Origin of the sequence: Pseudomonas veronii, assembly GCF_001439695.1 — a bacterium.
Taxonomy (GTDB): domain Bacteria; phylum Pseudomonadota; class Gammaproteobacteria; order Pseudomonadales; family Pseudomonadaceae; genus Aquipseudomonas; species Aquipseudomonas veronii.
The window spans coordinates 104,986-125,790 of the sequence record NZ_JYLL01000006.1 but is presented as its reverse complement, the minus strand read 5'-3'; the positions used below and the strand labels follow the sequence as shown (position 1 = coordinate 125,790).

At 57.9% G+C, this 20,805-nt stretch carries 22 protein-coding genes, 1 tRNA gene and 1 pseudogene; 18 read left to right on the top strand and 6 right to left on the bottom strand.

Annotated elements, in window-relative coordinates; all coding sequences use genetic code 11:
- Positions 1–92: 92 nt before the first annotated feature.
- The 7 genes from TU80_RS10185 to murB are packed head-to-tail and all read left to right on the top strand — an operon-like array spanning position 93 to position 4,613.
- Positions 93–728, top strand: a complete 636-nt coding sequence (locus tag TU80_RS10185) for a MotA/TolQ/ExbB proton channel family protein (RefSeq protein WP_046382924.1) — start codon at positions 93–95, stop codon at positions 726–728.
- Positions 725–1,153, top strand: a complete 429-nt coding sequence (locus TU80_RS10180; protein WP_046382925.1) for an ExbD/TolR family protein — start codon at positions 725–727, stop codon at positions 1,151–1,153. The genes TU80_RS10185 and TU80_RS10180 overlap by 4 nt, the downstream gene beginning before the upstream one ends.
- Complete coding sequence (lpxK, locus tag TU80_RS10175; RefSeq protein ID WP_057004409.1) at positions 1,153–2,163, top strand: tetraacyldisaccharide 4'-kinase; 1,011 nt, start codon at positions 1,153–1,155, stop codon at positions 2,161–2,163. The genes TU80_RS10180 and lpxK overlap by 1 nt, the downstream gene beginning before the upstream one ends.
- 23 nt (positions 2,164–2,186) lie before the next feature.
- Entirely contained in the window at positions 2,187–2,372 is a 186-nt protein-coding gene (locus TU80_RS10170) for a Trm112 family protein (protein WP_003174668.1), read from the top strand.
- Entirely contained in the window at positions 2,369–3,133 is a 765-nt protein-coding gene (gene kdsB, locus TU80_RS10165; RefSeq protein ID WP_017848011.1) for a 3-deoxy-manno-octulosonate cytidylyltransferase, read from the top strand. Before TU80_RS10170 ends, kdsB begins: the two co-directional genes overlap by 4 nt.
- Positions 3,133–3,597 carry a low molecular weight protein-tyrosine-phosphatase gene (locus TU80_RS10160; protein WP_057004408.1) on the top strand — a complete coding sequence of 155 codons (465 nt, stop codon included), beginning with the start codon at positions 3,133–3,135 and terminating at the stop codon, positions 3,595–3,597. The genes kdsB and TU80_RS10160 overlap by 1 nt, the downstream gene beginning before the upstream one ends.
- Entirely contained in the window at positions 3,594–4,613 is a 1,020-nt protein-coding gene (gene murB, locus TU80_RS10155; protein ID WP_017848009.1) for a UDP-N-acetylmuramate dehydrogenase, read from the top strand. Before TU80_RS10160 ends, murB begins: the two co-directional genes overlap by 4 nt.
- A gap of 74 nt (positions 4,614–4,687) precedes the next feature.
- Here murB and TU80_RS10150 read toward each other — a convergent pair whose 3' ends face one another.
- The gene (locus TU80_RS10150; RefSeq protein ID WP_057004407.1) at positions 4,688–5,359 is read right to left on the bottom strand and encodes a Bax inhibitor-1/YccA family protein; all 672 of its coding nucleotides are present in this window, start codon (positions 5,357–5,359) and stop codon (positions 4,688–4,690) included.
- 152 nt (positions 5,360–5,511) lie between these two features.
- Here TU80_RS10150 and TU80_RS10145 point away from each other — a divergent pair.
- Positions 5,512–5,602 (top strand) — tRNA-Ser (locus TU80_RS10145).
- A 115-nt stretch (positions 5,603–5,717) separates the two neighbouring features.
- On the opposite strand, the pseudogene TU80_RS31485 reads toward TU80_RS10145, so the two are convergent.
- A pseudogene (locus TU80_RS31485) lies at positions 5,718–5,924 on the bottom strand (site-specific integrase); the annotation flags it as partial.
- A gap of 91 nt (positions 5,925–6,015) precedes the next feature.
- Between TU80_RS31485 and TU80_RS10140 the strand changes: the two are divergent.
- From TU80_RS10140 to TU80_RS32650, 4 genes are all read left to right on the top strand, one after another.
- Complete coding sequence (locus tag TU80_RS10140) at positions 6,016–6,513, top strand: hypothetical protein (protein ID WP_057004406.1); 498 nt, start codon at positions 6,016–6,018, stop codon at positions 6,511–6,513.
- A gap of 98 nt (positions 6,514–6,611) precedes the next feature.
- Positions 6,612–6,920: a putative quinol monooxygenase gene (locus TU80_RS10135; protein ID WP_057004405.1), complete on the top strand. Its 309-nt coding sequence runs from the start codon at positions 6,612–6,614 to the stop codon at positions 6,918–6,920.
- Positions 6,921–7,025: 105 nt separating this feature from the next.
- Positions 7,026–7,340: a hypothetical protein gene (locus tag TU80_RS10130; protein WP_046383008.1), complete on the top strand. Its 315-nt coding sequence runs from the start codon at positions 7,026–7,028 to the stop codon at positions 7,338–7,340.
- Positions 7,341–8,285: 945 nt separating this feature from the next.
- Positions 8,286–8,465 carry a hypothetical protein gene (locus tag TU80_RS32650; RefSeq protein ID WP_057004404.1) on the top strand — a complete coding sequence of 60 codons (180 nt, stop codon included), beginning with the start codon at positions 8,286–8,288 and terminating at the stop codon, positions 8,463–8,465.
- A 152-nt stretch (positions 8,466–8,617) separates the two neighbouring features.
- Here TU80_RS32650 and TU80_RS10120 read toward each other — a convergent pair whose 3' ends face one another.
- Together TU80_RS10120 and TU80_RS10115 are read right to left on the bottom strand one after the other, a co-directional pair.
- Positions 8,618–8,872, bottom strand: coding sequence for a hypothetical protein (locus tag TU80_RS10120; RefSeq protein ID WP_057004403.1), 255 nt, complete (start codon positions 8,870–8,872; stop codon positions 8,618–8,620).
- 109 nt (positions 8,873–8,981) lie between these two features.
- A complete protein-coding gene (locus TU80_RS10115) occupies positions 8,982–9,257 on the bottom strand; it encodes a hypothetical protein (RefSeq protein WP_046385245.1) in 276 nt (91 codons plus the stop codon).
- A gap of 592 nt (positions 9,258–9,849) precedes the next feature.
- On the opposite strand from TU80_RS10115, the gene TU80_RS31470 reads away from it, so the two are divergent.
- Together TU80_RS31470 and TU80_RS32645 are read left to right on the top strand one after the other, a co-directional pair.
- On the top strand, positions 9,850–10,308 hold the full coding sequence (locus tag TU80_RS31470; RefSeq protein ID WP_081610141.1) for an anti-virulence regulator CigR family protein: 459 nt from the start codon (positions 9,850–9,852) through the stop codon (positions 10,306–10,308).
- Positions 10,309–10,554: 246 nt separating this feature from the next.
- Complete coding sequence (locus TU80_RS32645; protein WP_156422907.1) at positions 10,555–10,836, top strand: hypothetical protein; 282 nt, start codon at positions 10,555–10,557, stop codon at positions 10,834–10,836.
- A 371-nt stretch (positions 10,837–11,207) separates the two neighbouring features.
- Here the strand turns inward: TU80_RS32645 and TU80_RS10105 are convergent, their stop codons facing one another.
- The gene (locus tag TU80_RS10105; protein WP_082643826.1) at positions 11,208–13,811 is read right to left on the bottom strand and encodes a cation-translocating P-type ATPase; all 2,604 of its coding nucleotides are present in this window, start codon (positions 13,809–13,811) and stop codon (positions 11,208–11,210) included.
- A 684-nt stretch (positions 13,812–14,495) separates the two neighbouring features.
- Here TU80_RS10105 and TU80_RS10095 point away from each other — a divergent pair.
- The 4 genes from TU80_RS10095 (at position 14,496) to TU80_RS10080 (ending at position 20,420) form a co-directional block, all read left to right on the top strand.
- Positions 14,496–15,821, top strand: coding sequence for an OprD family porin (locus TU80_RS10095; RefSeq protein ID WP_057004399.1), 1,326 nt, complete (start codon positions 14,496–14,498; stop codon positions 15,819–15,821).
- Between the two features lie 1,232 nt (positions 15,822–17,053).
- Positions 17,054–17,767 carry a hypothetical protein gene (locus tag TU80_RS10090; protein ID WP_017846714.1) on the top strand — a complete coding sequence of 238 codons (714 nt, stop codon included), beginning with the start codon at positions 17,054–17,056 and terminating at the stop codon, positions 17,765–17,767.
- Positions 17,768–17,894: 127 nt separating this feature from the next.
- Positions 17,895–18,164 carry a hypothetical protein gene (locus TU80_RS10085; RefSeq protein ID WP_017846713.1) on the top strand — a complete coding sequence of 90 codons (270 nt, stop codon included), beginning with the start codon at positions 17,895–17,897 and terminating at the stop codon, positions 18,162–18,164.
- Positions 18,165–18,302: 138 nt separating this feature from the next.
- A complete protein-coding gene (locus tag TU80_RS10080) occupies positions 18,303–20,420 on the top strand; it encodes a TonB-dependent receptor family protein (RefSeq protein WP_057004398.1) in 2,118 nt (705 codons plus the stop codon).
- On the opposite strand, the gene TU80_RS10075 is transcribed toward TU80_RS10080, so the two are convergent.
- Positions 20,390–20,719, bottom strand: a complete 330-nt coding sequence (locus TU80_RS10075) for a DUF7693 family protein (RefSeq protein ID WP_057004397.1) — start codon at positions 20,717–20,719, stop codon at positions 20,390–20,392. The two genes, TU80_RS10080 and TU80_RS10075, sit on opposite strands and share 31 nt — an antisense overlap.
- Between the last annotated feature and the right edge of the window lie 86 nt (positions 20,720–20,805).

Sequence of the window (20,805 nt, the reverse complement as noted above, 5' to 3'; positions counted from 1 at the left end):
CCGAAGCCTGTGATCGGCGGGTCGTGGGTCGACGAGCCCCGCCGCCTGACCTATATGGTAAAGTGGCGCACTTTTTCGAGGGGACATTCACTGTGTGGGAATTGGTCAAATCCGGCGGCTGGATGATGTTGCCGATCATCTTGAGCTCCATCGCCGCACTCGGCATCGTTGCCGAACGCCTGTGGACCTTGCGCGCCAGCCGTGTCACACCCGAGCATCTGCTGGGGCAGGTCTGGGGCTGGATCAAGAACAAGCAGCTCGACAAGCAGAAACTCAAGGAACTGCGTGCCAATTCACCCCTGGGTGAAATCCTCGCGGCCGGGCTGGCCAACTCCAAGCATGGTCGCGAGATCATGAAAGAGTGCATCGAAGAGGCCGCCGCGCGGGTCATCCATGAGCTGGAGCGTTATATCAACGCCCTCGGCACCATCGCCGCCATGGCACCGTTGCTCGGCCTGCTGGGCACGGTGCTGGGCATGATCGATATTTTCAGCTCGTTCATGGGCTCGGGCATGAGCACCAACGCCGCGGTGCTGGCCGGTGGTATCTCCAAGGCCCTGATCACCACGGCAGCGGGCCTGATGGTCGGTATTCCCTCGGTGTTCTTCCACCGTTTCCTGCAACGCCGGATCGATGAGTTGGTGGTCGGCATGGAGCAGGAAGCCATCAAACTGGTGGAAGTGGTGCAGGGCGACCGTGACGTGGACTTGGTCGGGGACAAAGCGTGAAATTTCGCCGCAAGCAACGGGAAAATGTTGATATCAACCTCGCGTCGCTGATCGACGTGGTGTTTATCCTGCTGCTGTTTTTTGTCGTGACCACCACCTTTACGCGGCAGACCCAGCTGCGGGTCGATTTGCCGGAAGCGGTCAGCGGCTCGCCGGCCGAGGACCAGGAAGTCAAGCAACTGGATATCGCCATCAGTGCCGACGGCGTGTTTTCGGTGAATAACCAGTTGCTCGAGAAGAACGACCTCAACAGCCTGATGGAAGCCCTGCAGAAAGAGTCCGGTGGCGATACCAAGATGCCGCTGTCGATCAGTGCTGATGGCAAGACCCAGCACCAGGCTGTCATTACCGCGATGGACGCTGCCGGCAAGCTGGGGTTCAGCCACTTGCGCATGAGCACCGTCGAGGCGGTGAGCCAACCCTGATGGCCATGTCCGATCGCTTGCTCAAGGCCTGGTACGAAGGCCATCCGGCGCTGACGTTGCTACGGCCGCTGGAGTCGCTGTATCGCACGGTGGTGCAGCGCAAGCGCGCGCGCTTCCTGGCGGGCGAGGGCGAGATCTACCAATCGCCGGTGCCGGTGGTGGTGGTCGGCAATATCACCGTGGGCGGGACTGGCAAGACGCCGTTGATCCTGTGGTTGATCGAGCATTGCCAGCGCAGAGGTTTGCGTGTGGGCGTGGTCAGTCGCGGGTATGGCGCGAAGCCACCGCAGTTGCCGTGGCGGGTCGAGGCCGGCCACGCTGCTGAAGTGGCTGGCGATGAACCCTTGCTGATCGTGCAGCGCTGCGGCGTCCCCTTGATGATCGACCCCGATCGCAGCCGCGCAGTGAAGACGCTGCTGGCCAGCGAAACCCTGGACCTTATCCTCTCCGACGACGGCCTGCAGCATTACCGCCTGGCTCGCGACCTTGAGCTGGTGCTGATCGACGCCGCCCGGGGCCTGGGCAATCGCCGCTGCCTGCCTGCCGGGCCGTTGCGCGAACCGGCGGAGCGCCTGAAGAGCGTGGATGCGCTGCTCTATAATGGCGCCGCGGCCGATCGCGAAGATGGTTTCGCCTTTCGTCTGCTGCCCACGGCGTTGGTCAACTTGCAAACCGGCGAACGCCAGCCGGTCGATTACTTCCCGGCGGGCCAGCAGGTGCATGCGGTCGCCGGTATCGGCAACCCGCAACGTTTCTTCAACACCCTTGAAACGCTACACTGGCAGCCGATACCCCATGCTTTTGCCGACCATGCGTCCTACAGCGCGGAAGTCTTGAATTTCACGCCATCATTGCCGCTGGTCATGACCGAGAAGGACGCGGTGAAGTGCCGCGCCTTTGCCCAGTCCGACTGGTGGTACCTTGCGGTGGATGCGGTGCCGTCGCCAGCGTTTGTCGCCTGGTTCGACATGCAACTGATGCGTCTGTTGCCCGCCCGTCTCTTGCCTTAAACGCTTCATTCCAGGAAACACTCATGGACACCAAACTGCTCGACATCCTCGCTTGCCCGATCTGCAAAGGCCCACTCAAGCTCAGCGCGGACAAGACCGAACTGATCAGCAAAGGCGCCGGCCTGGCTTACCCGATCCGTGATGGCATCCCGGTGATGCTGGAAAGCGAAGCCCGCACGCTGACCACCGACGAGCGCCTGGATAAATGACTACAGCCTTTACCGTTGTCATTCCATCGCGCTACGCCTCGACCCGCTTGCCGGGTAAACCGCTGCAACTGATCGGCAACAAGCCGATGATTCAGCTGGTGTGGGAACAGGCCTGCAAAAGCAGCGCCGAACGCGTGGTGGTGGCCACCGATGATCCGCGCATTATCGATGCGTGCAAAACCTTCGGTGCCGAAGCGGTACTGACCCGCGAAGACCATAATTCCGGCACCGACCGCCTGGCCGAAGTGGCCACACAACTTGGCCTGGCGCCTGATGCCATCGTGGTCAATGTGCAAGGTGACGAGCCGTTGATCCCGCCGCGCGTGATCGACCAGGTGGCCGCGAACCTGGCGGCCCATGGCGAAGCGCGCATGGCGACCCTGGCCGAGCCCATCGAAGACATTGAAACGCTGTTCAACCCGAACGTGGTCAAGGTGGTCAGCGACATCAACGGCCTGGCGCTGACATTCAGCCGCTCGACGTTGCCCTGGGCGCGGGATGCTTTTGCCAGGCATCCTGACCGGTTGCCAGAAGGCGTGCCGTACCGCCGTCACATCGGTATCTATGCCTACCGTGCCGGTTTCCTGCATGACTTCGTCAGTTGGGGCCCGTGCTGGCTGGAAAACACCGAATCCCTGGAACAACTGCGTGCCCTGTGGCACGGCGTGCGTATCCATGTCGGCGATGCTCTGGAAGCACCGCCTGCGGGTGTTGACACCCACGAAGACCTCGAGCGCGTCCGCCGCCTGCTGGGGGCCTGATGGAGGTTCTGTTTGTCTGCCTGGGCAACATCTGCCGCTCGCCCACCGCTGAAGGCGTATTGCGCCATAAATTGCGCGAAGCGGGTTTGGCTGGCGAGGTCGACGTGGCGTCCGCCGGCACGGGGGAATGGCATATCGGCAACCCACCGGACTCACGCAGCCAACAGGCAGCGCGGCAGCGCGGTTACGATCTGTCGGCCCAGCGTGCGCAGCAGGTCTCCCGCGCCGACTTTGCGCGTTACGACCTGATCCTGGCCATGGACCACAGCAACCTGCGTAACCTCAAAGCGATGCAGCCGGGGCAGGGCAAGGCCGAGCTCGACCTGTTCCTGCGCCGCTACGACTCTGAAGTGGACGAGGTGCCAGACCCTTACTACGAAGGCGAACAAGGCTTTGAGCGGGTCCTGGACCTGATCGAACGAGCCTGTGATTTATTGGTGATCGAATTGAAGGGGCGGTTATGACCTTGCAAGTGCTTGCGCAGGTATCGCTCAAGCCATTCAACAGCTTCGGCATCGACGTGCGTGCCCAGCTCTTCGCCGAGGCCCACAGCGACGCGGATGTTCGCGAGGCCCTGGCCTATGCCGCCGCCCAGGCAGTACCGCTGCTGGTGATCGGTGGTGGCAGCAACCTGCTGCTGACCCGGGATATTCCGGCCTTGGTATTGCGCATGGCGACCCAGGGTATTCGGGTGCTGCAGGATGACGGCCAGCATGTGGTGGTCGAGGCCGAAGCGGGCGAAGCCTGGCACCCGTTCGTACTGTGGACCCTGGAACATGGCTTCTGCGGCCTCGAAAACCTCAGCCTGATCCCGGGCACCGTGGGCGCCGCACCGATGCAAAACATCGGCGCCTACGGTGTGGAGATCAAGGATGTGTTCGCCGGCTTGACGGCCCTGGATCGCCAGACCGGCGAGTTACGTGATTTCAGCCTGGAAGAATGCAACTTCGCCTACCGGGACAGCCTGTTCAAACACGAAACCGGACGTTGGCTGATCCTGCGGGTGCGGTTTGCCCTGAGCCGCGTCAGCCACCTCAAGCTCGACTACGGCCCCGTGCAACAGCGCCTGGCCGGGCAGGGGATTACCGACGCCACCCCGAGCGATGTCAGCCGGGCGATCTGCGGCATCCGTCGGGAAAAACTGCCGGACCCCGCAGAACTGGGCAATGCCGGCAGCTTCTTCAAAAACCCATTGGTGTCCCAGGCGCTGGCCGCCGAGCTGCAGGGCTTGTATCCGGACTTGGTGGCCTATCCCCAGGCCGACGGGCAGATGAAACTCGCTGCCGGCTGGTTGATCGACAAGGCCGGTTGGAAGGGCTTTCGTGATGGAGATGCCGGCGTGCATAAGATGCAGGCATTGGTGCTGGTCAACTACGGCGGCGCCACCGGGCATGACATTGCCAACCTGGCGCTACGTATCCAGCAGGATATTGCCCAGCGTTTCAAGGTCGATCTGGAGATGGAGCCCAACCAGTACTGAGCCCTGAACAAAGCGCCCTGAAACAAAAATGCCCCGTATCTTGCGATACGGGGCATTTTTTATACTGTTGGCAATCAGTCGTCGCGGCTCATGATGCCGAAGATCTGCAACAGGCTGATGAACAGGTTGTAGATCGACACATACAGGCTGATGGTCGCCATGATGTAGTTGCGCTCACCGCCGTGGATGATGGCGCTGGTCTGGAACAGGATGCACACGGAGGAGAACAGCACAAAACCTGCGCTGATCGCCAACTGCAGACCGCTGATCTGGAAGAACATGCCAGCGACCACTGCCCCCAGCAACACGAAGAAGCCGGCGGTGATGAAGCCACCCAGGAAACTCATGTCCTTGCGGGTGATCAGCACATACGCCGACAAACCACCAAACACCAGGGCTGTCATGGCAAACGCCGAGCTGACCACTTCCGCGCCGCCGGCCATGCCGAGGTAACGGTTAAGGATCGGGCCGAGGATAAAGCCCATGAAACCGGTCAAGGCAAACGCCGACACCAGGCCCCAGGCCGAGTCACGCAGCTTGTTGGTCAGGAAGAACAGACCGTAGAAGCCGATCAACACGACAAAGACATTCGGGTAGCCGACGTGCATCTGCTGCGCCATGAACGCCATCACGCCGCTGAATGCGAGGGTAAGGGCGAGCAAGCCATAGGTGTTGCGCAAGACGCGGCTGACTTCAAGCTGCTCAGCCTGCGCGTTACCATTCACTGCGTAATTCTGTTCGCGCATGGCGACACTCCTTCGGTTTTGAAACGTTCAGTCGCAAAGATCATAACAGACGCTCTGTAACAAGCGATGGCGAGAGTTTGACAGTGTGTTTCATTCGGGTATTATGGCGCCCGCTGAGACAGGATGGGCTGCTATAATCCTGTGATGCAAAAGGGAAATTGGCAGAGTGGTTGAATGCACCGGTCTTGAAAACCGGCGAACGTTAATAGCGTTCCCAGGGTTCGAATCCCTGGTTTCCCGCCAAGATTTACACGAAAGCCCCGCTGATGCGGGGCTTTTGCGTTTCTGGGGCTTGGACACTTCCGATCTTAATTTGCTCGGCGTTCCAGAACTATTATGGAAGCGTTCCATAACTTTTCTATTTTGACGGCTTTGCGGTGGCGCCGAGTCTCCTATAAACGCGCTTTGTGATTTCCTGATTGCTATGCCCCAATAGCAGGCTCGCATCGCCGATATCCACAATTTCAGACGCCGCCTTGGGTCGGATATCTCGGAATTGAAACCCGCCGATCTTTGCAGTGAGCATCGGATCTCCTTGTTCGATAGCTTTCTCGCAAGCCATCTCTCAGCAGGTGAGATCGTAGAAAAATGGCGCTTCCGCTAGCGCCCGCTACGATCTTGTTGTGGCAATAAGCCATATAGGGGAGGAAGTGGGCATGAAACGGTTTATGTTTTTTTCAGTGATAGCCGTGCTGGCAGGATGCTCAGGGAAAATTGTCACGTATGAGCAATCTGACTGCAAGAATGGTTGTGAGGGTGTTCCTTTTTTTCGGCTAGTTCAGGTAAAGGAGCATTACATTCAGGACAAAATCCTGAATAAAGAAGGTGAGATGCTACGTTACGCCGGCGGCGACGAAAACACTGGCTGCTTTGCGGTCCAAGTCACTGAAACGAAGCTAATCCCGGCGGCCCAGGAAAGCTATATCCGTTACGAGGCTGGATGGCTCGAAACTTCTAAATTCTCAGTAGACCTAAACGATAACGGTAGCTTGGCAAAGGTGGGCGCCGATTCGACACCCGGACTGAAGATGGCAGTGGACGCGGTGTCCACACTAGCAACCGCCTATGGGACGGTGAAGTCCGCCGATAAGTCTAAATCAAAGATTCAACTACCTTACTGCAACGCTGGCAGAGTTCCCGTGACCGGAGCCTAGTTGAACCAGTTAGGCCCAGCTCATCGCTGGGCTTTTTGCATCTGTACTTGGTTGTAGCGTACTGTATTTTCCCCTCTTTAGTATGCGGCGTGTTACCTATGTCTGATGAAGTTCGGCTTGTCGTCATCATCAATACCCAGCCAGGTCGAGGCTCGGACCAGCTCGCGGCTTTTGAAAAACTCGCTCCTTTGGTCAGGGCTGAGCAAGGGTGCATTCAATATGATATCCACCCTGTAGTCGGAAATAGCGATAGCTTTGTATTGATCGAGAAGTGGGCATCAAAAGAAGCGCTTGATGCACATGATCTCGCTCCGCATATGCTTGAGGCAGCCAAGCACAACCCGACGTTCCGTGCGGGGCCGGCTACAGTGCTGTTTTTGGAATCGGCGGTGCTTTCATCGCACTGAAGAAGGGCTGAGCTCACAACAGAAGAGCCCAGCCCCACGCAGGGCTCTTTGCATCTGGCTTTCCCAGTGCTATTTTTCCGAATTAACCCCCACACGGAGAGTGCAATGGCCCGATACTTCAAAAGTCTAGACAATGGCAAGGTTGAAGAAGTCGATGCGTTTCAGGTTCTGGCAATATTGTTCCTAGGCCCACTCTATCTTTGCTTCGCCGGCCTTTGGCGCCACTTATTGATCTGGGGTATTGCTATAGGGTTGGGGCTGTTTGCAGGCCCGCCTTGGGCAGCTATACCTATTGCTGGACTGCCAATCATCTACTGTTTTTTGATACGTAAAATTGTGGCAGATGAGTATTTGAAGAAGGGCTGGGTAGAGGTGGCTGATCCAAAGCTTGCACTCGATAAAGAAGTTCCAGACGCTTAGTCTCTTGCAGATTAGTTGCTTTGAGCCCAGCCTCGCGCTGGGCTTTTTGCTTTCTGCGGCCAGGTGCTACAGTCCCGCCAAACCAAAGAGGGAACGACATGCGAAGTGTTGTAGCGGGACTGGCGGTTATTCTGCTGGCTGGGTGTTCAAGCGTTGGTGACATCAGGAAGAATCCACCATTGCTTGAAATCGAGTCGAAGCATTCGGCTAAGGCTGTCGCCGAGTGCATCAGAGATGGGTGGCAGGCGACCGACCTGGTAGGTGGAAGCCTCGGAGGGATTTTGCAGACTTCGGGCGACCGATACACGGTGATAGCACCGAATCCTGAGAACCCATGGCATCTGGCTGACGTTGATCCGAAAGGAATAGGTTCACTTGTCCGATACCATTTTTTCCGTACCTGGCAGTCGCCATCAGACAAAATATTCGGTGTCGTGAGTGCTTGCTCTCGATGAGCGCTGTAGATATCAATGCCATCTATGGACAAGGTACGACATGCGAATTTTGATAGCGGCGCTAGCGGCAGTGCCGTTGTCACAGCAATAACCGCTGGATCAGCATTGAAGAACGGGTATGACGCGGCCTCGGAGTCGGACAAGCCGGTAGCGGCAGCCTTGAAGGTTTTAGTGCTCACCCTCTCCACGGACTTGCTGTAGCGGTCGCCCCGGGCGTCGATGCACATGGCGCTCAGGTAGATCGGCCTGGCCAATTTTCCCCGGCGCGATGCTCTTCAGCGACGTGTAATTGATCATGCCCTGGCGGCCGCTCGGGCCGATGTTTATTCGCGGGCACGGCTGAATCATTGGGCTGATTTGCAGTCAAAAAATTAACCCTCTCAAGCAATTAGGACGTTCAAGATGAAGCGCGCAGCAATAACCCTTTTGGCCATTTCTGGTCTTATTCTGCTTGGTGGTTGCGTGCCTATCTGGGACGACGGAGGACGGTATGGGCATGATCGTTACAGAGGGGATGATCATGGGCGCAGATACGACCAGGGCTACGATGACCAAGGTCGGGGCCGTGGGTACGATCGCCGATACGATGATCGCGGGTATGATCGTTATCACGGTCGAGATCGTGATGATCGGGATGACTGATTCCTTGAGTATCAGTGGCGGCCTATAGCGTTATAGGCCGCGAATTCGTCCGCATCGGATGTCGCCCCTCCGAGTGTTGCCCGTCTACGCCGCGACAAAATCCGCTAAGGCCAGGGGCAAGGTGACACCCTGCTGTCATCACAGAGGGCTGAGCGATATCCGATACACGGCGCTGGTTGATCAGTCTTCCTGGTTCGCCTCGATCATCTTTTCGATGTCGGTGGCGATCGGCTTTCTCCAGTTTTTGATCCGGCCTGGCTTCAGGTCGATGTTCAGGATCAGGTAGTCGCCGTAATGCTGGGCGGGGAAGAGGTCCGGCACGTAGCCTTCATCGCACCCCACGAGCCTCGGCCACCTCGCAATAAGTCGCAGATAGCGAAACGCCCGCTCAGGGGTGGGATACGCATTCAGATCGGGGAGGACATCAATCGTCATGCTTGCGGCTCCAGGGGAGGGAGAAGCCAGAAGCGCAGCACAAGCAAGGGCGCGCGATCAGCCTTCGAGTCCCGCAATCCTCGCGTGACCCGAAGGGTGTTAAGCGCGCTTAGATGCGGATGATCTGGGTGATGTGCGGCTTACCTTTGAGGGGGGCGTAGATTTCTACGATTGCTGCCCAGATTGCTGGCGAACCAGGCTGCTGTGCTTTGGCGTGATAGCGATAGTTTGTGCCGGCGACGACCTGGGTCGCAACCGTCTCAGGGGTGTATTGCACCCCCACAAAGCCTTCCAAGGCTTCTTTGAATACAGCATGGTCCTTTGGAGTCAGTTCGTGGTAAGCAGTCCATCCGCCAACACCAACGTAGTTTTCTTGAGCTGACATACTATAAATCTCCATATTTAAGTTCCTACTCGTTTGGCTTTTCGGAGTTCGCCCCGTCTATTGAATGGTTTCCGGAATCCATTTCCTGAGGGTGCTCCTGGGCAACGACTGTTGGTCGCAAAACAGATTCCTGGGAAGGCACCAATGCTTAACGCTTTGGTCGGGCAGGGTCAGCCATAGGCGCGCGTGCATGCCTGAGCATTTGGCTATGGAGGATGGGGTGGCGGTCACCCGCTTCAGATCCTCTTCCCTGATAGAAACAATTCACCAATGAGTGATGATTGCCAGACGTCTACGTCTTGTCCAAGGTGGCTCTGCGCATGAGGCATGCCGCTTGATGGCTTTAAGCTATCAAATACAAGGGGAATGTATGTACGTGTTTGGCAGTGCTGGGTGTAAGGCATCGACGATTGGTGAATTCGAAAGCAGCACCTGATCCCGCAATTTTTTAACCTGGAGGGGGCCTAATCGGCGGTTATCGTTGGGCGCCACGCTCCGTTAACGGATGCAGCGAGCGGGATGAGTATTACGGAACCAAAACCTTCAATACCGTCTACATTTCAGGGAGCATTCCCTTCCGGAGAAGACCGTCATGTTTAGATCACGCACGCTTGTAGCTGCTATCTGCCTTACTTTGGCCGTTGGCTCGGTGGCTGCACTCGCAGACCCTGGCAATGGGAAAGGTCAAGGCAATGGAAAAGGCAACTCACAAGGTGGTCAGGGTCATGGCAACCAGGGTAATAAGGGGAAAGGTCCGAGCGGAGACGACTGGTCTCGCGGGCCAAGCATTGACCGCGGCAGCGTATTGGGAGTGCTCGGCGGCTACCGTGACTACTGGAGCCCAGGCCCTTCACTGCCACCCGGAATACAAAAGAACCTCGCCAGAGGGAAGCCTCTTCCTCCAGGCATCGCCAAGAAGCTTGATGGTCGATTGCTGGGCAGACTTCCACATTACGACGGCTACGAATGGCAGCAGGCAGGCACGGACTTGATACTGGTCGCAATTGCTTCCGGCATAATCTACGAAGTCCTCAACGGCGCCTTCGATTAAGGCGATAACGCTTCGACGATCTATGCCAAACGCCCGCCGCCACGCGGGCGTTTTTGTATCCGCGCTAAACGCGACCATGAGCAATCGCAAGGTCGGCTGTCTCAGGGGCTGATCGTAGGCTTGCTTCACGGCTACGCCAATGCACAAACACACCAAATCCATGACAACCAAACAATCCGGCGGGGGGCAATCGAACGTGTCTATCGGGAAAGATCAAGGCACATCACAACCATTCCGATTTCGGCCATGTCGGTACTGAAAGGGATTTCGCCCAGCGCCCTGAACAATTTAGGGCCAAAGGAAAAATGCCCAGAAGAGTTGGGTGTCAGCCTGCGCCAAAAAAGCAAAGCCCCGGAGGTTCGCGGCTCCAGGGCTTCTATTTTCGCCTCCATCCCTAAACGGCTGGCGAACGTGGTCGCAGATTATCAGCGGCCCCCGGATGTTTCACTACGACTATTGGCGATAGTGTTCGATCGGCAGCACGCGGGGGAGGGCGGAATGATTTCTGCAACCTTATGCGCCCCATGATCGGCGCGGGCTCCAACGCATTCAAAAGTGCCTTGGTGCGGTAATTATTAGAATCTAACGTATTGTTTTAAAAAGTTACTTTGGACTCCTGGAAGCCAGTGAACGTTACTGGCGATTCCAGGGTTCGAATCCTGCCGTACACCTTTTATTAAGGCGTTGACCCGAGTGAGAGGTTCGCCAACGTGACGAGTCCACTCGCCGCGTTACCCGATAATGTTCGAGGGGCGAAGCACCCGATGTTGCGCTGCTGATCCGGTTTGCTTTTCCAAAGCTGGGAGCCAATCTAAGCGATTAACTGCTGAACAGACCTCGCCAGGGTTGCGACATGTGCAGCCCCCGGCGAACTCGGGGATCAGCACGAAAGGCTTCGCTCAGTCGCTATGCTCGCTCCTCATTCGTATTAGCCATTTCACGACTTCGAACCACATTACGCTCAGCGCGACGATGCCAAATGCGAAAAGCAGCAGTACTGGCGCGGGTGTCACGAATGAGAACAGCTGGGTAACCGGCGGAAAAAACAGCGCTATCGCCAACATGGCCAACGTTGCGAAAGCGATCCAACTGAGCTGGGTGCCAAACGCGCCAGGCCCCACCCAGCGCGTGCGGCCCCATGACTTATTGGTATGGATCAGGGCGAGGTTGGCCAGCGCCAGGACGACGAAGGTCAGTGTTCTCGCAAGCTCATCTTGCTCCGACGCAACCGGCGCAAAGAACCTCATACTTGCATACGTCGCGAGAAGCAGTATCAGTAAGCCAATGCCTTGGCAGAGGCCGCGTATCATCACTGCGCTGTCGAACAACTGTTGCTCCTTTCGACGTGGAGGAGCCTTCATCGCATCCGGCTCAAGCGGTTCGGCCTCGAACACGACCGAGCAGGCGGGATCGATGATCAGTTGCAAGAACAAAATGTGCGCCGGCATCAGCACCATCGGCCAGCCGAAAAGCACTGGAAGCATCGATAGGCCGACGATCGGCACGTGTACGGCCACCACAAACACAATCGCCTTGCGCAAGTTGGCGAAAATGCGGCGGCCATAGCGCACGGCGGTCACCAACGACTCGAAATCATCATTGAGCAAAACCAGCGCGGCCGCCTCGCGTGCGACCTCGGTGCCACGCGCACCCATCGCAACGCCAATATCGGCTGCCTTCAGTGCAGGCGCGTCGTTGACACCGTCGCCGGTCATGGCGACGACATCACCCTGTGCACGGAACGCGCGTACCAGGCGCAGTTTCTGCTCTGGCTGAACACGGCAGAAGATCTGCGTGGTGATCAGTCGTGCAGCCAGCTCAGAATCGTTCAGCGTGGACAGTTCGGTTCCAGTGATCACCGGCGCATCGGTGCCCAGCCCGGCCTGCCTGGCGACCGACATCGCTGTGGCCGGGTGGTCGCCCGTCATCATCACCACACGGATGCCGGCGGCTCGGCACTCGGCAATAGCCTGCGGCACATCTGGACGAATCGGATCTTCGAGCCCGACCAATCCTAGAAACCTGAAGTCGAAGTCGTGCTGTAAACCGGGCAATACCTCGGCGGCGAAGGTCGCCTGTGCGACGCCGAGAACGCGAAGCCCGTCTGCCGCCATCGCCAGCACCTGAGCCGCAATGCGCGCGCTGCGAACGGGATCCATATGGCACAAATCGACGATTGCCTCGGGCGCTCCCTTTGCAGCAATGAGTCGCTCTCGTTGATTCGGCGATTGCCACACCCGCGACATTGCCAGCATCTGAGGTGACAAGGGATAGTCGTCGATCAGCGTCCAGTCGGCGTGAAGGTGCTCGGTGAGCGCCAGCAGGCTCTGCCCGGTCTCGCCGATGGCCGACTCCATCGGGTCGAAAGCATGGCGGTGGCTGGCGAGAACCGCGTACTCAAGCACACCATGGAGTGCCTCCTGCAAAGGCGTGCCGCCGTCAGTACCATCTCTGGCGACTTCATACTCAGCCTCCTCGGACCAAAGGCGCCTGACCGTCATTCTGTTAGCCGTCAGCGTACCGGTCTTGTCGACGCATAAGACGGTGGTCGCACCGAGCAATTCGACGGCAGGGATGCTACGCGCTAACACCTTCTCACGGGCGAGTCGCCAGGCGCCGAGGCCTAGAAAGAGCGTCAGTACAACCGGCAACTCCTCCGGTAGGATTGCCATCGCCAGCGTCAGGCCCGCCAGCATCCCATGCAGCCAGTCACCGCGCAGCAGCCCGAAAGCGATAGCGAGCGCCGCCGCCAGCGCCAGGCCTATGACAGCGACCCGCTTGACCACACGACGCGTTTGCTGTTGTGTCGGGGTGGGTTCCACCTCGATGTCCGCCAGTGACTGGCCAATCCGGCCCAGCGCACTGCGCTCGCCGGTGGCGGTGACACGTCCCTGGGCGGTGCCGCACGTGACCAATGTGCCTGAAAATGCCTGCGCAAGGGTCGCATTCATTGGCGGCGGCGCTGGATCACCAAGTGTATGAGACTGCGGCGCGACCAGCTTGCTGACTGGCATGGATTCTCCGGTCAGCAAGGACTCATCAATTGATAGGTTGGCGCATGTTGTCAGTTGCAGGTCAGCGGGTACGCGATCACCTTCAGCCAGCATTACAACATCGCCAACGACCAGGTCCCGCGAGGGAACGCTGCACTCTTTACCTTCCCTTAGCACTTTAGCCCTTGGGCTGGAGAGGTCCCGCAACGCATTCAGGGAGCGTTCACTGCGCCGCTGTTGGACAAAGCTGATGCTCATCACGACGAAGACAAAGCCCAGCAACATCAGGGCTTCCTGGACATCGCCCAGCACCATATACAAAGCGCCGCACGCGACCAGCAGGAGAAACATCGGCTCGAAGGCCACGTCACACATCAGGCGCAAGGCGCTGCGTCGGCGGGAGGCGGGGAGTTCGTTCGGCCCGTCCTGCGCCAGACGTTGCTGCACCTGCGCCTCGCACAAACCCTCAAGCGGCGTCTGCGAACCTGAATGAGGTAGCTCAGCGTTCACAGCGCGGCCGTTATGAGTGGGTGATCGTGACTCGAATCAAGGGGGGGCAATGGGGCAATGTGTGTCATCAGGTTCTGTACCCCCATGGCGCTGCGATACCTGCAGGCTGGCTCTATAGCAATGTGATGCCCTGCCTCGAGGCTTGTAGTCGTATCGACCTCGAGGCATGCGTCTAAGACCATCATGTAATCCGTCCTACAGGTACGCTAGCACAACGTTGCTTTAAATATTGCGGCATTCGCCGCTCTCGATAAGGGAGCTCCAAGAACGCCTGAATCAGTTCGGCCCTTTGCGGATATCCAGGCTCAGAGCGTGCCGTTTTCATCGTGCAGTTGGGACTTTAGATGTATGCGAAACATCGATGTCCAGCTCATTTCACGCGTCCGGCTGTCTTGTATAAACCTGAATTGTTACAGAAATGGAAAATTACTTTCACGGGAAACGAGGTCATTCCATCGGCGGGAAAGTGTTATAAGTTTTTCACCTTAGGCTCTGCCCTGTACTAAAAATAAACCGTTATAAAACGGTACCTTGCGCTGCGCAGTCAATGCGTTGCGACTTAGAAACCTTCTCATCTGCCATCGACTTATGACTCTTCGCTTTTGACGGCCTGACTTCAGGGGAGACCCTGCTGACTGTGCGTTGAGAGACGAGGCAGCTCTATTAAAAACAGGGGAACAAACAATGTCTTTTAAGTGGAATTTGGTGGCGCTGACGGTCTCGCTGGGTGTTAGTCAACTAGCGTCAGCCGCGGGTGTGGAGGACCAAGCGACTGCCAAGGGGTTTGTTGAAGGCAGTAGTTTGAACCTGCTGCTTCGCAACTTTTATTTTGATCGTGACGGTAAGAATTCGGCGGGCGACAAACAGGATTGGTTGCAGGTGATGCAAGGCAACTTCTCCTCCGGCTTCACCCAAGGCACCATCGGTTTTGGTGTAGATGCTTACGGATACTGGGGCGTGAAGCTGGACGGTGGCAAAGGCAATGCAGGCTCTGGCAACTTGCCGGTCGACAGCAACGGCCGGCCGGAGAATGACTTCAGTAGTGCAGGCGCGTCGATCAAGGCACGGTTCTCCAAGACTGAGCTGCATTATGGCAACTTGCAGCCCAACAACCCGGTCCTGGCCACGGCGGGTACTCGCGCCACGCCTCAAACGGCGACTGGCTTCAACCTGTTGAGCAGCGAAATTGAAGGGTTGAACCTCGACGCCGGGCACTTCACCAGCAGTAACGGTCCGACCACGACCAACAATAGCCACGAATTGTATGCCGGTTATGCCAACATACCGGCCAAGAGCATTGACTACCTCGGTGGCAAGTACACGCTGACCGATAACTTGTCCATGAGCGTGTTTGCCTCGGACCTCAAGGACGTCTGGCATCAATACTACGGTAATGCCAACTACACGATTCCGTTCACTGCCGATCAATCATTGAACCTGGACTTCAACATCTACCGCACCACCGACTCCGGCCAGTCCAAAGCCGGCTCCATCAACAACACCACTTGGTCGTTGGCGGCGGCGTACTCTTTCCTGAGTGCTCATACCGTCACACTGGCGTTCCAGAAGGTTCACGGCGACACGCCGTTCGACTATGTGGCCGTGGGTAATAACAAGTCGGGTGATCTGGCCGACTCCATCTTCCTGGCCAACTCGGTTCAATATTCTGACTTTAACGGCCCAGGCGAAAAGTCCTGGCAGGCCCGTTACGACTTGAACATGGCGACTTATGGCGTGCCAGGGCTGAGTTTTATGACGCGCTACCTCAACGGTGACAATATCGACGGCACGCACATGCCGGTCGGCAGCGCCTACCGTGCCTATGGTTATGGTGCTGACGGCAAGCACCATGAAACCAACTTTGAAGCCAAATACGTGGTACAGAGCGGCCCAGTCAAAGACTTGTCGATGCGCGTGCGTCAAGCCTGGCACCGCGGTAACGCTGATCAGGCGGAAGGGGATTACAACGAAACCCGTCTGATCGTGGATTACCCAATCTCGATTTTCTAAGCGGACGATCGCCGGTCAAGCCCGGAAGACGCAACGCATTGACGGCCAGTTTCAGTTCTGCTGAAACTGGCCGTTTTGTTTGTATAAAGCGCTTGATGTCTGGGCTTTGCACGGCAAGGTTGAGGTCGCCGATTTTGGCGCCTGAACCTGTGGATCGTTGCGCGGTTGTGTTGGTTCGGGTGCCGACCGACCCTGAGGTCGCTTTGGTCTGCCCCATTGCGGCTGGTCTGCTACCAGCATCATTGTTTAACAATTAATGTGAAAATAATGCAATAGAACGAGTTGAGAGTACTTCCCATACTTAAGCAACTTAGTTGGTTTTGAATCGCGTGGAGTGTGAAAATAGTGTGATATTGATGTGAAGGGATTGCGTACTTGTAAGTGTGTTTGCGAAGAAAGCCGATAAGGCAAAAGCAATCTGTAGATTTGAATGAAAATGTCTTTTGCTCTATGTCTTTAGATGGGCTGTTGAAGGGGGCGGTGGGCACCGGTTGATAGATGGTTTATTCAGCCAGGCCAGGTTTATCTCTTCAGTTTCAACCCATTTTGCGCCAGGGTTTCGAGTGCAGGTCTTGAATCCTATACAGCAACCGTCGTTGTCGATCAAAACGTAATGTTTATAACGGTAATGTGGCGCGAATAGACCAAAACAGAACGCCATGATCGGGAACCTCATTCAAAATAGCTAAGTATATTTTGCAGTTTAGATCCGATACCTCAGGGATGTAACGATCTGGCAGGCTGCAGGCTCATCAATTTTATGTTTTTGTTAATTGTATTCAATCTCGTTTCTGCTGGTTCAAGCGATAGGTGATGCCGGCGTCACTTCGGTCGTTGAACCGGCGTTGAGCGCCAGAGTCCCCATTTCAATCTAAACAGCAGACGTCTGAAAGGAAGCGGTATTTCAGCGTATGGGCTTTGCAGAGCGTGATTTTAAATATTGAAAGTCACTTATTTTGTATTTTTGACTAAGCCACTCGGTACTAGATCCTGATTGGGTAATCCTGCCGATCGCGATACGGCATAGGGTGCTCGAAGTTGTGTCTTTGCGAAACGCATTAACATGCACTGGGGGCTTCTCATGTCATTCCGGGTTTTCTGTTGCCCAATCCTGCACTTTTTCGGATTTTTCGGATCTATCTCTATCCCAGCCATACTCATACTGCGTGTGGACATAAGAACTAGACCTGGTGCCGATGGATCATACGTTCCCGCCTCTTACCTGCCGATGGATGAACCGCCCGCGCTGGCTCGTCCTCGTGTTTCTGCTCTGCACCACCGCCTGCAGCCAGCAACAGGGGCGCGATATCGCCAGGCAATTCAGCAATGGCAAGCCTGATGAGTTTCTCCAGACCAGCGTCGACCGCATGGCCACCCTCGGCATGCGCGATAACCTGCAAAGCCTGTATTTGCTGATGAACAAGCTGTACCTGCGCAACCCCAACCAGTGGCGGCAGTCGGGTTACCTGGACGCGGTGAGCGCGGCGCGGGAAATCCGTTCGGCCATCGAAAACCGTCAACCGCTGCCCGCCCTGGGGGATCGTCGCGATCTGGCGGCCCTGAGTTACTCCTTGAGCCCCGAGTTTCGCGGCGATCGGGTCGGGGCGTTTATCTATGCGATTGGCAGCATGCTGGTGACTGCACATGGCGGGCGCACCCGGTTCTATATCTCTGACACGATCAACCCGCAATTCGTCAGCAACGCGGCGCGCAATATCGAAAAGGCCACCTGGCTGCTCAGCCAGCGTCAGGATGCCAATGGCGTGCTGCTGCTGTTTTCCAACGAGATCTCGGAGGAGGGCAGCAACCTCAGTTTCGCCGTCGAGTTCGGCAAGATCGTCGCGCGGCTCGACCTGCTGACCCAGATGCTCGATGAGCGCTACCGACGCATTGGCGTCAATTACGCGCAAAGCCTGTTGCTGATGAATTTTCTGCCGGTGCAGTGAGCGTTAGGACCGTTGAGTGCGGTGTTTCCGTTTCCTCTGTAGGAAGTGCCCTATCTTGCACTGCACTGCTTGAAACGCCCATCTGTCGGCAATAGCCTCGGACTTTTCTTAAATATGAGGCCCTACCTTGGGTAAGCGAAAAACGGTTTGGCCCACGGATCGCGAAATCCGCCTGCGATTTATCCTGTTTGCGGTGATTGACGCCGCGAGTGCGCAAGGCGTTTCTGCCGAGCTGTTGTTACCGGCACACAAACTGCTGCAGGAGTCGCCGACCGAAGCGCAATTTCGCGACGCCCTCAACAGCATTCTGACGACCGACGAAATGTACGGGTTCCGCTTTCCGGCGGGGTCGGAGGCGGATGACTTCATGCGCGCGCTGGCGTCCGCCGCGGGCTAGGAGACAGGTAGTTTTTTCAGGGGCCGGGAAGGCTCTGCGCCGTGAATAAGGCGTGACCTGGCGAGCGTCCCGGTCTTCCCATCACAGTTCGCGTGCGAGGCCTTGCCTTCACGCCCCCGCATTCCAAGGACTCGCCCCATGTTGCTGCGCCAACCCCCGCTGCTTTTTGCTGCCCTGACCCTCAGTTCCCTTGTGCAGGCCGAAGACCTGCAACTGGCGCCGGTCGAAGTCACCACCAGCGAAGCCAGCGCGGCTGAAGTGGCGCAGGCGCAGCTCAAGCGCGTGCCCGGCGGCACCAATTACATCGACATGGGCAGCGTGCAACAGGGGCGGGTGAGCACCAACGAGGACGTGTTCAAGTATCAGGCCGGGGTGTACGCCAAGGCGGCAAATAATGAAGGCGTCAAACTCTCGATCCGTGGCTCGGGCCTCAACCGCAGCCCCGGCGCCCATGCTTCCGGGTTGTACGAGACGCTCGACGGTTTGCCGCTGACAGGCCCCGGCGGTACGCCCTATGAACTCAAGGACCCCTTGTGGCAAAGCCGCGTCGAGGTGCTGCGCGGTGCCAACGGTTTTGATCAGGGCGCGCTGGCCCTGGGTGGGGCGGTCAATTACGTGACCCACACCGGCTACGACGCGCCCAAGCTGCAAGTGCGCTACGAAGCGGGCAGTCGTGGTTATGCCCAGCGCGAGATCAGTTCGGGCCAGGTGCTGGGGGATGCCGACTATTACATCAGCCTCACCGATTCCGAATCCGACGGCTATCAGCAGCAGAGCGCCGGCACGGGCAAGGGCGTCGCGGCCAACTTCGGCTACCGTTTCAACCCGAACCTGGAGACGCGCTTTTACTTGCGCTACCGCGAAACCACCAACGACACGCCAGGCAAGCTCACGCGCTACCAGATCAGCCATGATCCGCGTGCCGCCAACAGCCTCAACGCCGCCCGCGATTCAAAACGCCTGCAACCGGGCTCCACCTGGATCGCCAACAAGACCACGTTGCAGCTCGACGACAACGCGCGGCTCGAAGTCGGCCTGGCCTATCACGACTACCCGATGGACCTGCGCGAGGGCACCAATCGCCTGAAAGTCGCCTACACCGATATCAGCGGCACGCTGAACTACATTCGCCAGGACACCCTGTTCGGTCACGACAGTAAAACCACGATCGGCCTGCGCACCACCCAGGCGATGCCCAACAATGGCGCGTCGGAATACGTGCGAATTCCTGTCGGCAATACCGCAGGCTATGCCCCCGGCACCAAGACCCGCGACTACAGCTACCTGGGCTCCGACACGGTGCTGCATATCGGCAACGACCTGGAACTGGTCCCGGACCTGTGGCTGACCACCGGCCTGGCCGCGATCTACACCCGCCGCGAAACCCAGGTGACCTATCCCGACGGCCAGGCGCCGCTCAGTCAACATGACTGGGACTATGCGCCGCGCATCGGCCTGCGCTATGACTTCACCCCGCAATTGCAGGTGTACGGCAACCTGAGCCGCTCGGTCGAGCCGCCGCATGCCTGGTCGATGATTTGGGGTTCCAACAAATACTTCGGGCCGGGCAGCGGCCCGGCCACCGGCCTGCAACGCGAAGGTGTGAGTTTGAAAAACCAGACCGCCACCACCCTGGAAGTCGGCGGCCGTGGTGACGCGTGGTTCGGCCAATGGGACCTGGCACTGTACCGCTCGGAAGTGCGCCACGAGTTGCTCACCGTTGAAACCCAGGCCCAGACCCCCACCAGCAACGCGATCCTCGCCGAGGCCAACGCCAGCCCCACGGTTCACCAAGGTGTCGAACTGAGCCTGCTCAGTCCGCTGTGGGACGGCGGCGGCAGCGGTAAGCTCGCCCTGCGCCAGGCTTACACCTTCAGCGACTTCCACTACCGCAACGACGACCGCTTCGGCGACAACACCTTGCCGGGCATTCCCAAGCACTACTACCAGGCACAGTTGCGCTACAGCCATCCGACCGGTTTCTACACCAGTCTCAACACCGAGCATTCCTCGCGGGTGGCGGTGGATTACGCCAATTCCTACTACGCGGCGGCCTATACCTTACTCGGCGCCACGTTCGGCTACGACGCCCCGCAGCAGGACTGGCAAGCCTGGGTCGACCTGCGCAACCTGACCAACCGCCGCTACGCCAACACCGTCACCCCGGGTTATGACGACAAGGGCCTGGACGCCGCCCGCTCCACGCCCGGGGACGGTCGGGGCATCTACACCGGCGTGTCGTGGAGCTGGCGCTGAGACACCGACAACAGGCGCTCGACTTGCGCGTGCTCCCACGTACTCATCAATGCCACTGGGTTGGTGCCATAGCGTTGCCAGCTGTCCAATGAGCCATGCCGTCCATCGGGTGAGCGGCAGTGCTGGCACCCCACCAGCACCGTACCTTGGGTCAGCAGCACCATCCGCCAGCCGTCGGTTTCCACGCTCACCGTGTCATCCGCTGCCGCGCAGGCGCTGATGACCCGCGTTTCCAGGGCCATATCCTTGAGCACTTGATAAGCCTCCCGTGCAGAAACGGTGGCGGCGGTTGCGGTCATCGGCGGTGTCCTCGTGATGGAGCGGCGCAGTGTCGCGTGCGGGCGAGGCGGTTTCAAGCCTGAGGGCAGCGGTCGATTGCTGCCCG

Excerpts from the sequence above, each read along its gene's own strand:
- lpxK (WP_057004409.1), top strand. The coding sequence starts at position 1,153 with ATGGCCATGTCCGATCGCTTGCTCAAGGCCTGGTACGAAGGCCATCCG.
- TU80_RS10170 (WP_003174668.1), top strand. The coding sequence starts at position 2,187 with ATGGACACCAAACTGCTCGACATCCTCGCTTGCCCGATCTGCAAAGGC.
- kdsB (WP_017848011.1), top strand. The coding sequence starts at position 2,369 with ATGACTACAGCCTTTACCGTTGTCATTCCATCGCGCTACGCCTCGACC.
- TU80_RS10160 (WP_057004408.1), top strand. The coding sequence starts at position 3,133 with ATGGAGGTTCTGTTTGTCTGCCTGGGCAACATCTGCCGCTCGCCCACC.
- murB (WP_017848009.1), top strand. The coding sequence starts at position 3,594 with ATGACCTTGCAAGTGCTTGCGCAGGTATCGCTCAAGCCATTCAACAGC.
- TU80_RS10150 (WP_057004407.1), bottom strand. The coding sequence starts at position 5,359 with ATGCGCGAACAGAATTACGCAGTGAATGGTAACGCGCAGGCTGAGCAG.
- TU80_RS10140 (WP_057004406.1), top strand. The coding sequence starts at position 6,016 with ATGAAACGGTTTATGTTTTTTTCAGTGATAGCCGTGCTGGCAGGATGC.
- TU80_RS10135 (WP_057004405.1), top strand. The coding sequence starts at position 6,612 with ATGTCTGATGAAGTTCGGCTTGTCGTCATCATCAATACCCAGCCAGGT.
- TU80_RS10130 (WP_046383008.1), top strand. The coding sequence starts at position 7,026 with ATGGCCCGATACTTCAAAAGTCTAGACAATGGCAAGGTTGAAGAAGTC.
- TU80_RS32650 (WP_057004404.1), top strand. The coding sequence starts at position 8,286 with ATGGGCATGATCGTTACAGAGGGGATGATCATGGGCGCAGATACGACC.
- TU80_RS10120 (WP_057004403.1), bottom strand. The coding sequence starts at position 8,872 with ATGACGATTGATGTCCTCCCCGATCTGAATGCGTATCCCACCCCTGAG.
- TU80_RS10115 (WP_046385245.1), bottom strand. The coding sequence starts at position 9,257 with ATGTCAGCTCAAGAAAACTACGTTGGTGTTGGCGGATGGACTGCTTAC.
- TU80_RS31470 (WP_081610141.1), top strand. The coding sequence starts at position 9,850 with ATGTTTAGATCACGCACGCTTGTAGCTGCTATCTGCCTTACTTTGGCC.
- TU80_RS32645 (WP_156422907.1), top strand. The coding sequence starts at position 10,555 with ATGTCGGTACTGAAAGGGATTTCGCCCAGCGCCCTGAACAATTTAGGG.
- TU80_RS10095 (WP_057004399.1), top strand. The coding sequence starts at position 14,496 with ATGTCTTTTAAGTGGAATTTGGTGGCGCTGACGGTCTCGCTGGGTGTT.
- TU80_RS10090 (WP_017846714.1), top strand. The coding sequence starts at position 17,054 with ATGAACCGCCCGCGCTGGCTCGTCCTCGTGTTTCTGCTCTGCACCACC.
- TU80_RS10080 (WP_057004398.1), top strand. The coding sequence starts at position 18,303 with ATGTTGCTGCGCCAACCCCCGCTGCTTTTTGCTGCCCTGACCCTCAGT.
- TU80_RS10075 (WP_057004397.1), bottom strand. The coding sequence starts at position 20,719 with ATGACCGCAACCGCCGCCACCGTTTCTGCACGGGAGGCTTATCAAGTG.